Here is a 13,403-nt window from a genome sequence, read left to right as displayed (position 1 = left end):
CTTCACAATGACAGATGCGCGTCGCGGATATCCGGGCGCGCATCGAGCTCGGCCATCGTACCACCGAAACAGATTCGGCCGCGCTCGATGATATAGGCCCGATCGGAGATCAGCTTTGCAAAATGCAGGTTCTGCTCGGAGACCACGATGCTGACGCCTTCCTTCTTCATGGTCAGGATCGCATCGACCATCTGCTCCACGATCTTGGGCGACAGTCCCTCGGATGGCTCGTCCAGGAGCACCAGCGACGGATTGCCCATCAGCGTACGTGCGATCGTCAGCATCTGCTGCTCGCCGCCGCTCATGCGACCACCCGGCCGGTTGCGCATCTCGTTCAGATTCGGGAATAGCGTGAACAGCTTTTCGCGCGTCCAGTATGGCGCGTTCGGCCGCTTCGGCTGACGGCCGACTTCGAGATTCTCCTCGACCGTGAGGTCGGTGAAGATGCGGCGCTCCTCCGGCACATAGCCGAGCCCGCCACGCACGATCTCATGCGTCGGCCGGGCCGAGACGTCCTTGCCCTCGAACATGATGCGGCCCGAGCGCTGCGCCACGAGGCCGACGATGGAGCGAAACGTCGTCGATTTGCCGGCACCATTACGTCCGAGCAAGGCGACCACCTCGCCGTCGCCGACCTCGAGGGCGATGTCGAACAGGATATGGGCCGGGCCGTAATGGCTGTTGAGTCCCTCGACCGTGAGCTTCATGTTGAGGCCCCCTCGCGATGACGGGCGTCGTAGACGAGGCCCTCGCCGAGATAGACCGCCTGCACCTGCGGATTGCCCCGCACTTCCGTCGGCGACCCCTCGGCGATCAGCGTGCCGCGGTTGAGCACGATAATGCGGTCGGCATGCTCGAACACCACGTCCATGTCGTGCTCGGTGAAGAGCACGCCGATGGATTTCTCCCGCGCGATGCGCGCGGTGAGCCGCATCAGGTCGATGCGCTCGCGCGGCGCCATGCCGGCGGTCGGCTCGTCCATCAGCAGGAGCTTAGGCTCGTTGGCGAGCGCAATCGCAAGCTCGAGCCGCTTGAGGTCGCCATAGGCGAGCTCGCCGCAGGGACGATCCGCATAGCCGCCCATGCCGACGAGTTCCAGGAGACGCACAGCCTCGTCGCGATCGAAGCGCGGCGCCGAGCCCCAGAGATTGAACAATTGGCGCTGATGCGAGATCAGCGCAACCTGCACGTTCTCGCGCACCGTCATGGTGGCGAACGTCGCCGTGATCTGGAAGGTGCGGCCGACCCCGAGGCGCCAGACCTCGCGCGGCTTCTTGCCCGTCGTGTCCTCGCCGAGCAGGCGGATGCGCCCGGCATCCGGCGTGTTCTGGCCGTTGAGCATGTCAAAGCAGGTGCTCTTGCCCGCGCCATTTGGCCCGATCAGCGCAAGGATCTCCCCGGCGCGCAGCTCGAACGACACGCCGCGCACGGCATGGATGCCGCCATAGGACTTGGCCAGACCTTCGACCGCAAGAAGTGTGGGTGCGACGCTCATTCGGTGGACCCGATCGGTTTGGCGAGCAATGTCGAACCCGGCGGCGATGATCCCTTGCGCCGCTGCACAAGCATCTCCAGCATGCCGACGATCCCCTTCGGAAAGACGACCACGATCAGCACGATGAAGGCGCCGAGCACGAGCTTTGACAGGTCGGTCTGGCTGACCAGCCAGATGTTCAGCGCCTTGTAGACGATCGCACCGATCACCGCGCCCGACACCGTCTCGACACCACCGAGCAGCACCATGACGAGTGCATCGACCGAGAGCGAGATGCCGAGATTATCCGGGAAGACGCTGCCCTTCAGGTAGGCGAACAGCGCACCGCCGATGCTGGCCGTCGTTCCCGCGATGACGAACGCCGTCCACTGCATGCGCTTGACGTTGATGCCGACCGCTTCGCTGCGCAGCGCTGAGTCACGCGTGGCGCGCAAGGCGTAGCCGAACGGCGAGAACACGGCGACTCGAAGGGCGATGGTCACCAGCGCAGCCACACCGAGCGCCAGCCAGTAGAAATGCGACGGGCTCGCCGCCCATTTTTCCGGCCAGACGCCCAGAATGCCATTGTCGCCGCCGGTGACACTGACCCACTGGAACGCGATCGACCACACGATCTGCGCAAAGGCGAGCGTCAGCATCGCGAAATAGACGCCGGAAAGTTGCACGGCGAAGAAGCCGAACACGGCGGCACCGAGGCAGCCGAGCAGCGGCCCCAGCAGCAGGCAAACGATCATCGGCAGTCCCGCCATCTTGGCGAGGAACGCGACGCCATAGGCGCCGAGCCCGAAATAGGCCGCGTGTCCGAAGGATGCGAGGCCGCCGACCGCCATCAGGAAGTGCAGGCTGACGGCGAAGATCACGAAGATCGCGATCTCCGAGCCGACCGTCAGCGCGTAACTGCCGGCGAACAGCGGCAACGCTGCCGCGAAAACGAGAGCCGCAAGCGCAGCCAGCCGCCCGTTCGACGTCAGCGGACGCCAGGGATTGACCGTGAGGCCCGGCGTGCGACGCGCGGGCGCCTCGGCCTTGCCGAACAAGCCCCAGGGCCGCACGATCAGCACCACCGCCATCACCAGGAAGACCAGGATGATGGAAATCTTCGGGAAAATCAGGATGCCGAAGGCGTTGAGCTCGGAGACCAGCACCGCCGCAACGAAGGCGCCGACGATGCTGCCGAGGCCACCGATGACGACGACGACGAAGACCTCGACGATGATGCGCAGGTCCATGGCGTGATGCACGGCATCGCGCGGGATCTGCAGCGCGCCGCCGAGCGCTGCGAGGAAGACGCCAACCGCGAACACCGACGTGAACAGCCATTTCTGGTTTACGCCGAGCGCTGCGACCATGTCGCGATCCTGCGTCGCTGCGCGCACCAACACGCCCCAGCGCGTGCGCCGGAACAGCAGCCAAAGGATGCCGAGCACCACGGGTCCGAGCACGATCAGGAACAGGTCGTAGCTCGGGATGTTCTGGCCGAAGAAGTCGACCGCGCCCTTGAAGCCCGGCGCGCGGCGGCCGAGCAGATCGTCGGGACCCCAGATGAGTACCACGATGTCCTCGACCATCAGCGTCAGGCCGAAGGTCGCGAGCAACTGGAACAACTCGGGCGCGTGATAGATACGCCGGAGCAGCACCATCTCGACGAGGACACCGATCAGTGCCACCGCAAGCGCGGCGACGACGATGCCGCCCCAGAAACCGAACGCGCCGGACAAGCGGTCTGTCAGCGTGAAGGCGATGTAGGCACCGATCATGTAGAACGCGCCATGCGCGAAATTCACGATCCGCGTCACGCCGAAGATGATCGACAGGCCCGAGGCCACCAGGAACAGCGACGCTGCGCTGGCAAGTCCGGTCAGAAACTGTACGACGTAAAAGGCCATCGGCGGTCCGGGTTCACAATAGTCTCAGCAGACGGGCTTCATCCTTCGAGACGGCGCTTCGCGCCTCCTCAGGATGAGGTCCGGGACCCTCATGGTGAGGAGCGCGGCAACGCCGCGCGTCTCGAACCATGAGGCCCCGGCTTCGATCACATCAATCCTTCGGGCGCAGCTTCTCGACTTCAGCATCACTTGGCAGATAGTCCGCGCCCTTCTTGTAGGACGAATCCACCATCACGCCCTTGCCGTCCTTCAGCGCAGTCTTTCCGACGAACGCACCTAGCGTCGACTGGTGATCGATCTTGCGGAAGGTGATCTCGCCGAACGGCGACGGGACAGAGAGGCCCTCGGTTGCCGCAATCAGCTTCTCCGGATCGGTCGAGTTGGCCTTGGCCAAAATCGCGGCCGCCGACTTGATCGTCTGGTAGCCGACGATCGAGCCCAGACGCGGATAGTCGTTGTACTTGGCCTGGTAGGCCTTCAGGAACGCATCATGCTCGGGCGTCTTGATGGAGTACCAGGGATAACCCGTCACGATCCAGCCCTCGGGCGTCTCGTCCTTGAGTGGATCGAGATACTCCGGCTCACCGGTCAGGAACGAAACGACCTCGCGTCCCTTGAACAAGCCGCGGGTATTGCCTTCGCGCACCAGCTTCACGAGATCGGCGCCGAAGGTGACGTTGAGGATCGCTTCCGGATTGGCGGCGGCAACCGCCTGCACCACCGGACCGGCATCGATCTTGCCCTGCGGCGGCCACTGCTCGTCGACCCACTGGATGTCGGGACGCTTCTCCGACATCAGCTTCTTGAACACCGCAACCGCCGACTGGCCGTATTCATAGTTCGGCGCGATCGTCGCCCAGCGTTTTGCCGGCAGCTTAGCGGCCGCTTCCACCAGCATCGCGGCCTGCATGTAGTTCGACGGGCGGAGGCGGAACGTGTACTTGTTGCCCTTCGACCAGGTGACGGCGTCCGTCAGCGGTTCGGCCGCGAGGAAAAACACCTTCTTCTGGTTGGCGAAGTCGCTCACCGCAAGGCCGATGTTCGACAGGAACGTGCCCGCAAGCATCGCCACGCCTTCGCTCGACACGAGCTCATTGGCCGCGGTCTGCGCATCGGCTGGTTTGCCGCCGTCGTCCTTGGAGATCACGACAAGCTTCTTGCCGTTGATGCCGCCGGCCGCGTTGATCTCCTCGACGGCGAGCTGCCAGCCCTTGCGGTAGGGCTCGGTGAATGCAGGCAGCAGCGAATAGCTGTTGATCTCGCCGATCTTGATCTCCTGCGCCATGGCCGAATGAGCCATGCCGCCGGCCAGAAGCGCGAAGGCCGCGCCGACAAAATAGTTTCTTGCTCGCATCCCAACCTCCAGTTTTTGAAAACTCTATTTCTTGAGCATGATCTTATCGGAAAACCGGTTCCCACTTTTCCGGATCATGCTCTAGCGCAGCCCGTCTTCGCCCTTGATCTCGGCAACCGTCAACCCGCCAACCCGCGGCAGCGGGCGGCCGCTGTCGGTGACGGCCACCGCGACCATGATCTCGTTGGCGCGCGGCGCGTCATTGATCTGCACTTCCATGCCGTCGAAATGACTGCGCACGAAGGCCGCGTCCTTGTGGCCCAGGGGAACGTCGAGCGTCGTGCCGGGGCCGCTGCGCTTCTTCGACGACGGAATCAGTGCCGCGCCCTTGCTCAGGACCTTGCGCACCGGCGCGCCCATCTTCGGATGCAGGATCGCAGCCGCATGCTCCAGCTCGCCATTCTCACCTACGGCGGCCGCTTTGCCATAGCTCTGTACCTTCGAGCCCTCGATCCCGAGCGCCGCCACTGCGCGCTTTGACAAGAGATCGCCGAGCTCCTCGCCGATCGCGATCAACGGCGAAAGATCTTCGACGTATTTTCCGGCGAACGGATTCTCAATGACCGCGATTGCCGCGGCGCGCCGGGTCGGCGGCGACACGGTCCTTCCCATCTCCATTTGCGTCTCTTCGACGACGGTGACGATCTTGCGGATGATCGCGCTCATGTCGGTTTCCTTGGGTTCGCTTCCTGATCAGGCATGGACCGCGTTCTCCAATACAGACGGGCGCGATCGTCGCCGTTCAATATCCTTGGTCCCGATGACGAGCATATCACCACAAAGCCTGAGCACGGCACCCTCGATCAGTCCGCGATCGAACAATTGCCGTGCACGTTCCGCGCCAGATTCGAGAGCCTCGCGAATTTCTGCCTGCGACAATGCGCCGACCTCGCGGGTGACGAGACGCGCGCCGAGATCACTGTCGGGCTGGATTTCGTTCGCCGGACGGCGTTTGACCGCCGGATGGCCGGGCAGATCGACCGCATTGGCGATGACGGTCGCTGCGGCATCGGCTTGCGAGGCTGTCGCAGCCAGCACCGTCACTGCATCCGCGATTCCGAGCGAGAAACTGCGGCCATGGCGCCCGCTGGTCGCGATGCCGCGGATCGGATCGGGCTCCTCGATCGTCAGCGTCCGCATTATGCCGTCGCGGTCGGGCCGGTCCATCAGGCCGACGGTAAACCGCTCGCCTTCGCCGAGATGCAGCGCGATGTCGCCGCCATTGTTCACATAGGCCTGGTCGAGCCGCGCCGCACCGCGCATGGCGCCGAGAACTTCCTCCGCCACACTGCCAGCGACAGCGGCCATCGGCGTGATGAAGCAATCGCCGGCATAGGGAGCAACGGCGGCGGACATGCGCCGCGCGACGACACCTTTCAGGGAACATAGCGCCGGCTGCGCCGCCTTGCGCAATTCCGTCAGCTCGACGCAGAGCTCGTCGAGAAGGCCGATGAAACGCCGTGCCGCCACCTCATAGGCAGCGCGGACGTCGCCCGCATCCCCCCTCGCCTCCACGATCAGATCAATCGGACCATCCTGCAAATGCAGCCGCCGGCCATCAGACAGCAATGCGATTTGCGGGAGCCTCCTCATGCGCGCCGCCCCGGGATCGGATTCTGCCACGGCACCTGGCGAATATCATCGCTCTCCTGGACCTCGGAAAGCGGCCGCACATGGTCCATGTGGCCGCCGAGCGCGGCATAGTCGGACAGCCTCATCGTGAACTCGATCGGCGCGACAAGGGCCGGCGTCGGCACATAGCCGAATGCACCGGCCGGCATCTGCGTCACGTCAACCATGTAGGTAATGCCGCCGCCAGGCCAGACATAAACCGGCGCACCGCCGCTGGTGACGCGTGTCAGCGCATCCTTCACCGAGCGCGTCAGACGCACCGGATTATCGGTGACGCCAGCGCGCAAGGAGCCGCCGGCGCCCGCCATGAACAGCACGGTGCACAAGGCCGGCTCGCAATTTTCCTGGATGCGCGCGACCGAGAACCGCAAGTCCGCCGGCATCTCGGTCTCGACCGGCTTCAAGGCATCGTCGAGCACATAGTAGGACGCGTGCTCGCCGGTCGTGGAGACCATCAGCATGGTCAGGCCGGGTTTGGCTTCCTTGGCATCGAAGGGACCGAGGATCGACAGCGGATCGGAGATGTTCGTGCCGCCCCAACCCGTGCCGGGATCGGCGACCTGGAAATAGCGGCCGGGCGTCGAGCGCCGGCCCTTCATCTTGATGCCGGTATCGGCAATATCGAGCAACTTGCCGGCCTGGTGCTCGCTGAGCACGCCGGTGATGTGATCGTCGACCACGACGACCTCATCGACCTTGCCGTGCCACTGCTTTGCGAACATGCCGATCGTCGCCGAGCCGCAGCCGACACGCATGCGTTCTTCCTTCACGCCGTTGACGATCGGCGGCTCCCCCGCTTGCACGACCACCGTCGCGCCACCGTCGATCGTGAACTCGACCGGCTTGCAGTTGGAGAGGTCCATCAGCGTGTCGCAGGTAACGCGGCCTTCCTTCTTGGAGCCGCCGGTCAGGTGATGCACGCCGCCGAGCGACAGCATCTGCGAGCCGTATTCGCTGGTCGTGACGTGGCCGACCGCCTCACCCTGTACACGCACGACCGCGCTTTCCGGACCGAGATAGCGGTCGGTGTCGATCTTCACCTTGACGCCGCAATAGGAGAAGATGCCTTCGGTCACGACGGTGACCATGTCGACGCCATCGACTTCCGATGAGACGATGAACGGCGCCGGCTTGTAGTCGGGATAGGTCGTGCCCGCGCCGATCGCAGTGACGAAGGTCGAGGGTTCATGGACGATCTTGCCGTCCCAATCCTCTGACCGGCTGAACGGCACCAGCTTGCCGCCGTGCGACACCGTGCGCTCGAGGATGATATGCGGATCGACGCGGACGAGCTTGCCGTCGTGATTGGCGTAGCGGTCGCAGGCGCCCGCCGCGCCGGGCTTGATGTAGCACATCACCGGACAGGCATCGCAGCGGATCTTGTCGGAGGCTACGCTCGTCGCTTCAGTCACCATGTCAAAGCCAGCGGATCACAGGGGCTTATCATTCGTATACGAACGATGTTGCGCGCGATGCCGGAAGCTGTCAAGCGGCGCCACCGGCAAAACCGTGAGGCTGCCGAATAAAACCTCATCTGCCTGCCCGCTCTGTCCACAAAGCGGGCAACCGCGCTGCACTGCGGCATGCGGTGCTTGCACGCTTGTGTACAAACGGTATCGTCGGGCTTCGCAATTCGACACGCGCGCGCCGCGCCGGGACCAGAGATGACGCAGACAATGATCCGCCTCACCGTGAATGGCAGGATCCATGACGTCGCCGCCGCGCCGGAGACGCCGCTACTATACGTGCTGCGCAACGACCTCGCGCTCAACGGCCCGAAATATGGCTGCGGCCTCGGCGAATGCGGCACCTGCACTGTCCTGCTCGATGGCGCCGCCGCGCGTTCCTGCGTCATTCCGATCAACGGCTGTGTGGGGCGCGACATCGTGACGCTCGAGGGGCTCGGAACGCGCGACAAGCCCGACGCCGTGCAGAAGGCCTTCATCGACGAGCAGGCCGCGCAATGCGGCTACTGTCTCAACGGCATGATCATGACCACCAAGGCGCTGCTTGCGATCAACCCACGGCCCACTGAGCAGGAGGCGATGGCGGCGCTGCGCTATAATCTCTGCCGCTGCGGCACGCATGTCGAAATCCTGCGCGCCGTGATGCGCGCATCAGGCCAGCTTGCCGAGGCCGGTGATTGATGGCCTCCCCCGTGTCGAATGGAACTGAGCGGCGCTCCGGTTCGCTCGTCGTCGCCCGCGCGCTGGACGATGGCAACTCCGAGACCTTCGTCCGGATCACCGCGGACGGTTCGGTCAACGCCTATAACGGCCATGTCGATCTCGGCACCGGCATCCGCACCGCGCTCGGCCAGATCGTTGCCGAAGAGCTCGACGTGTCCTTTGCCCGCGTCGTCGTGGTGCTCGGCGATACCGCCGTCGTGCCGAACCAGGGCGCGACGATTGCGAGCGAGACGATCCAGATCACCGCCGTTCCCCTGCGCAAGGCCGCCGCGCAGGCGCGGCATTTTCTGATCGCGCGCGCGGCCGCACGGCTGGAGCTGTCGGCCGGGGATCTCAGCATTGAGGACGGGCTGGTTCGCGGCCACAACCGCAACATCAGCTTTGGTGAGCTGATCGGCGATGAGATCATCCGTCTCGAGCTTGCCGATGATGTCGCCGTGAAACCCGTCGGCAAGTATGCCATCGTCGGCCAGTCCGTGCCGCGCGTCGACTTGCCGGCGAAGGCGACAGGCGAGCTAACCTTCGTGCACGACATCCGCGTTCCCGGCATGCTGCACGGCCGCGTGGTGCGTCCGCCCTATGCCGGCATCGATGCCGGACCGTTCGTCTTTACCAGCCTGATCGCGGTGGACGAATCCTCGGTGCGCGATATTCCCGGCCTCGTCGGCATCGTGCGCATCGGAGACTTCGTCGGCATCGTCGCCGAACGCGAGGAGAATGCGATTCTGGCCGCAAGCCAGCTCAAGGTGAGCTGGAAGCCGACGCCCACCCTGCCCGATCTCGCCGATCTCGAGACCGCGCTGCGCACCAACCCGTCAACGCCGCGCACGCTGATCGACAAGGGCGACGTGAACGCGGCAATCGCCGGCGCCGCCAAGCCGATGCAGCGCACTTACGTCTGGCCCTACCAGATGCACGCCTCGATCGGGCCGTCCTGTGCCGTTGCCGATTTTCAGGACGGTCGCATCCGGGTTTGGTCGGGAACGCAAAACCCGCACATCCTGCGCACCGACCTTGCCTTGCTGATCGAGCGGCCCGAGACCGAGATCGAGGTGATCCGGCTGGAGGCCGCCGGTTGCTACGGCCGCAACTGCGCCGATGACGTCACCGCGGACGCATTGCTGCTCTCGCGCGCGGTCGGCCGGCCGGTGCGGGTGCAGTTGACGCGGGAGCAGGAACACGCCTGGGAGCCGAAGGGCACCGCGCAGCTCATCGACGTCAATGGCGGATTGAACGCCGACGGCGGCGTCGCCGGTTATGATCTCGCCACGCGCTATCCGTCGAACGCCGCGCCGACACTTGCGCTGCTTCTCACTGGCCGGATCTCGCCCGAGCCCGACGTGCTTCAAATGGGCGACCGCACAGCGATTCCACCTTACGATTACGACCACATGCGCGTTGTCGCGCACGACATGCCTCCGATCGTGCGTGCCTCCTGGCTTCGCGGCGTATCGGCGCTGCCAAATACCTTTGCGCATGAATCCTATATCGACGAGCTTGCGACCGAAGCCGGTGTCGATCCGATCGAATACCGCCTGCGCTACCTGAAGGACCAGCGCGCGGTCGATCTCGTCAATGCGGTCGCCGAGCGCGCCGGCTGGACACCGCGGCCAGTGCGCCAGGACAAGGACGGCGATGTCGTGCACGGGCGCGGTTTCGCCTATGCGCTCTATGTCCACAGCAAGTTCCCCGGCTATGGTGCGGCGTGGTCGGCCTGGATCGCCGACGTCGCAGTCAACAAGGCGACCGGCGATGTCAGCGTTACGCGCGTCGTTGCCGGCCAGGATTCCGGATTGATGATCAATCCGGACGGCGTACGCCACCAGATCCAGGGCAATGTGATCCAATCGACCAGCCGCGCGCTGATGGAGGAGGTATCCTTCGAGCGCGGTGCGGTGGCGGCGCGCGAATGGGGCGCCTACCCGATCATCCCCTTCCCCGACGTGCCCAAGATCGACGTGCTGATGCTGCCGCGTCAGGACCAGCCGCCGCTTGGTGTCGGCGAGTCCGCCTCCGTGCCGAGTGCTGCGGCCATCGCGAATGCGATCTTCGATGCCACCGGCGTACGCTTCCGCGAGCCGCCATTCACGCCGGAGCGCATTCTCAGGGGCTTGCGTGGCGACGTGCCGGCCGAGCCCCAGGCGCTACCTGCGCCGGCCATCCCTCCGGCTCGTTCATGGATAAATCCGTTTGTAAAACGCACCGGCATCTTCGCGGCGATGGCCGCGCTCTGCACGGCCGCGATCGGCATCGGCGCCGCCATGCTGCCGGGCCGCGCCATCACGCCGATCGCGCGGCCCGATGTATCAGTCTATTCCGCTGCGACGATCGCACGCGGCGCAGAGCTCGCCGCGCTCGGCAATTGCGCCGAGTGCCACACGACCATGGGCGGCGCCCTGAACGCCGGAGGTCGTGGGCTGGAAACGCCGTTCGGCACGATTTACAGCACCAACATCACGCCAGACGTCGAGACCGGCATCGGCGCCTGGTCCCATCCAGCCTTCGAGCGCGCGATGCGCGAGGGACTGCATCGCGATGGCCGGCAGCTCTATCCCGCATTCCCCTACACGCACTTTGCGAAGACGAGCGACGCCGACATGCAGGCGCTGTACGCGTACCTGATGGCGCAGCCCGCGGTGCGTGCGACCACACCGACCAACGCACTTCGCTTCCCGTTCAATCTTCGGCCCTTGCTGGCGGGCTGGAATGCGCTATTCCATCAGACCGACACGCTCAAGCCGGATCCGACCAAATCCGAGCAGTGGAATCGCGGCGCCTATCTCGTTGAAGGCCTCGGCCATTGCAGCGCCTGCCATTCGCCGCGCAATGTGCTCGGCGCCGAGCAGCAGAGCGCCTATCTCGCCGGCGGCTTTGCCGAGGGTTGGGAGGCGCCGGCGCTGACGTCGCTGTCGCAGGCACCGATCCCCTGGAGCGAGGAGGAGCTTTACGCCTATTTGCGCACCGGCCATTCGCGTTTCCACGGCGTGGCCGCGGGCCCGATGGCGCCGATTGTGCGGGATCTTGCCGCCCTGCCCGATCAGGACATCCGCGCGATGGCGGTCTATCTCGGCTCGTTCAACGACACTGCGACCGACCTGCAGGCGCAGAACGCGCTCGCGACCAGGCTCGAGAGCGCAACGCAGGTCACAGTCGCCGCATCCACCGGCGCGCGGCTCTATCAGGGCGCCTGCGCCGTCTGTCACGAGGTCGGCGGCTTGCCGCTGTTCGGGAGCCGGCCGTCACTGTCACTCAACAGCAACCTGCACAGCGCATCGCCCAACAACCTCGTGCAGGTCATCCTGCATGGCATCACCGAGCCCGCATCAAGCGACCTCGGCTACATGCCCGCGTTCAAGAACAGCATGAGCGACGCGCAGGTCGAGGCGCTCGTCACGTTCCTGCGCAAGCAATTTGCGCCGGACAAGCCGGCATGGACGGGCGTGAGCGAGACGATCGCGCGCGTGCGCGGCTCCGCGCCCTAGCTTTTATTGGAGCATGACCTTGTCGGAAAACCGCTTCGCACTTTTCCGGGTCATGCTCACGCGTGCTTCTTCGTCTCCACCGGCGGCGTGCCGTGGGTGTGGAAGGATTCGATCGTCTTCAGGCCCCACGCCTGCCCCTTCTTGCGCTCCTCCTCCGTCCACACGATCGGCTTCCAGTCGGGCGCGAGGATGAGGCGCGCGCCGGCGTTGGCGACCTCGACGCGGTTGCCGCCGGGCTCATAGACGTAGAGGAAGAAGGTCTGCTGGATTGCGTGCTTGTGAGGGCCGGTCTCGATGTAGACGCCGTTCTCCAGGAAGATGTCGGCAGCGCGCAAGATCTCCTCGCGACTGTCGAGCGCGTAGGTGACGTGGTGGAAGCGGCCAGGCACGCCGGAATGGTCGAGCGAATAGGCAAAATCGTAGCTCTTGTTCGACATCGTCAGCCACATCGCGGCTTCCCGACCGTCGTTGAGTACGATCTGCTCGGTGAGGCGGCAACCGAGATAGTTCTCGAAGAACTCGCGGTTGGCCTTGATGTCGGCCGCAAGGCAGTTGAGATGATCGAGGCGGCGCACATTGACGCCGCGCGCGGGAAACCGCTGCGCCTGGTTCTTCAGAGCGGGCTTCAGCTCGGGCGGAGCCTGATACCATTCGGTCTCGTAATAGAGCTCGACGATATGGCCGTCGGGATCGCGGCAGCAGAAGGTCGGCCCCTGCCCCATGTCGCCGTCGATCCAACCGATGTCGAAGCCGGACCCCTTGAGCGCTGCGACGCGCCGCTCCAGCGCCTGCTGGCTGCGCGCGCGCAGCGCCATGTGGCCCATGCCCGAGGTCTTCGACGCCGTGAGTTTGAGCGAATAGCGCTCATAGTCGTCCCAGCCGCGCAGATAGACCGACTCGCCTTGTCGTCCGCTGACGGTCATGCCCATGACGTCGACGAAGAATTTCAGGCTCTCGTCGGGCTTCGGCGTCAACAGCTCCATATGGCCGAGATGGGCGAGATCGAGGATCGGTTCGGGCTGCATCATTTCCTCCATGGCATGACGGACGATCCGTTTCGCGGATCCTGGAATTTCGACGCGGGCTTGCGGACGCACGGCGGAACCTGCAGGCGCGCGAGCGGCCCTGCCGGCCGCCGGTTCATTTGTACTAATGTACAAATGATTAGGTCTCGTCAACAAATAGAAGCGCCCTCTTCTCGCACTGGGCTGCACCGCTCCGCGCCGCTTTCATTTTCCCCACCGGGTCGAGCGGCCTTTCCGCATGGTAAATCCTTCCTTACGCACCGAGCCGCCGACCAGCCAGGTAAGCGGCAATTTCGTACCGCTTTTCGCTGAACGCATGCACTTTGGTACAAGTCTCCCC

Annotated in this window: 10 protein-coding genes; 2 read left to right on the top strand and 8 right to left on the bottom strand. The window is 64.7% G+C overall.

Translation table 11 applies throughout. From position 1 onward, the window contains the following. Positions 1-2: 2 nt before the first annotated feature. The 7 genes from Q3C01_RS01840 to Q3C01_RS01810 form a co-directional block, all read right to left on the bottom strand. Positions 3-707 (bottom strand): ABC transporter ATP-binding protein, encoded by a 705-nt coding sequence (locus Q3C01_RS01840; RefSeq protein ID WP_458143363.1) that lies wholly within the window; start codon positions 705-707, stop codon positions 3-5. Continuing rightward, positions 704-1,495 carry an ABC transporter ATP-binding protein gene (locus Q3C01_RS01835; protein ID WP_458143362.1) on the bottom strand — a complete coding sequence of 264 codons (792 nt, stop codon included), beginning with the start codon at positions 1,493-1,495 and terminating at the stop codon, positions 704-706. Before Q3C01_RS01835 ends, Q3C01_RS01840 begins: the two co-directional genes overlap by 4 nt. After that, positions 1,492-3,381, bottom strand: a complete 1,890-nt coding sequence (locus Q3C01_RS01830) for an ABC transporter permease (protein WP_458143360.1) — start codon at positions 3,379-3,381, stop codon at positions 1,492-1,494. The genes Q3C01_RS01835 and Q3C01_RS01830 overlap by 4 nt, the downstream gene beginning before the upstream one ends. Positions 3,382-3,532: 151 nt before the next feature. Continuing rightward, complete coding sequence (locus Q3C01_RS01825; protein ID WP_458143359.1) at positions 3,533-4,735, bottom strand: ABC transporter substrate-binding protein; 1,203 nt, start codon at positions 4,733-4,735, stop codon at positions 3,533-3,535. An 81-nt stretch (positions 4,736-4,816) separates the two neighbouring features. Beyond that, a complete protein-coding gene (locus Q3C01_RS01820) occupies positions 4,817-5,401 on the bottom strand; it encodes an amino acid synthesis family protein (RefSeq protein ID WP_458143357.1) in 585 nt (194 codons plus the stop codon). 27 nt (positions 5,402-5,428) lie between these two features. Further along, positions 5,429-6,328: a UPF0280 family protein gene (locus Q3C01_RS01815; protein WP_458143356.1), complete on the bottom strand. Its 900-nt coding sequence runs from the start codon at positions 6,326-6,328 to the stop codon at positions 5,429-5,431. After that, positions 6,325-7,782 (bottom strand): 6-hydroxynicotinate reductase, encoded by a 1,458-nt coding sequence (locus Q3C01_RS01810; protein WP_458143354.1) that lies wholly within the window; start codon positions 7,780-7,782, stop codon positions 6,325-6,327. Before Q3C01_RS01810 ends, Q3C01_RS01815 begins: the two co-directional genes overlap by 4 nt. A 249-nt stretch (positions 7,783-8,031) precedes the next feature. Here Q3C01_RS01810 and Q3C01_RS01805 point away from each other — a divergent pair, with 249 nt between their 5' ends. Then, complete coding sequence (locus Q3C01_RS01805; RefSeq protein ID WP_458143352.1) at positions 8,032-8,514, top strand: (2Fe-2S)-binding protein; 483 nt, start codon at positions 8,032-8,034, stop codon at positions 8,512-8,514. Beyond that, positions 8,514-12,038 (top strand): molybdopterin cofactor-binding domain-containing protein, encoded by a 3,525-nt coding sequence (locus tag Q3C01_RS01800; RefSeq protein WP_458143350.1) that lies wholly within the window; start codon positions 8,514-8,516, stop codon positions 12,036-12,038. The genes Q3C01_RS01805 and Q3C01_RS01800 overlap by 1 nt, the downstream gene beginning before the upstream one ends. Positions 12,039-12,094: 56 nt before the next feature. Here Q3C01_RS01800 and Q3C01_RS01795 read toward each other — a convergent pair whose 3' ends face one another. Then, a complete protein-coding gene (locus tag Q3C01_RS01795; RefSeq protein WP_458143349.1) occupies positions 12,095-13,063 on the bottom strand; it encodes a catechol 2,3-dioxygenase in 969 nt (322 codons plus the stop codon). Between the last annotated feature and the right edge of the window lie 340 nt (positions 13,064-13,403).

Source organism: Bradyrhizobium sp. UFLA05-109 (assembly GCF_054185165.1).
This window is presented reverse-complemented; position numbering and strand designations above follow the sequence as displayed.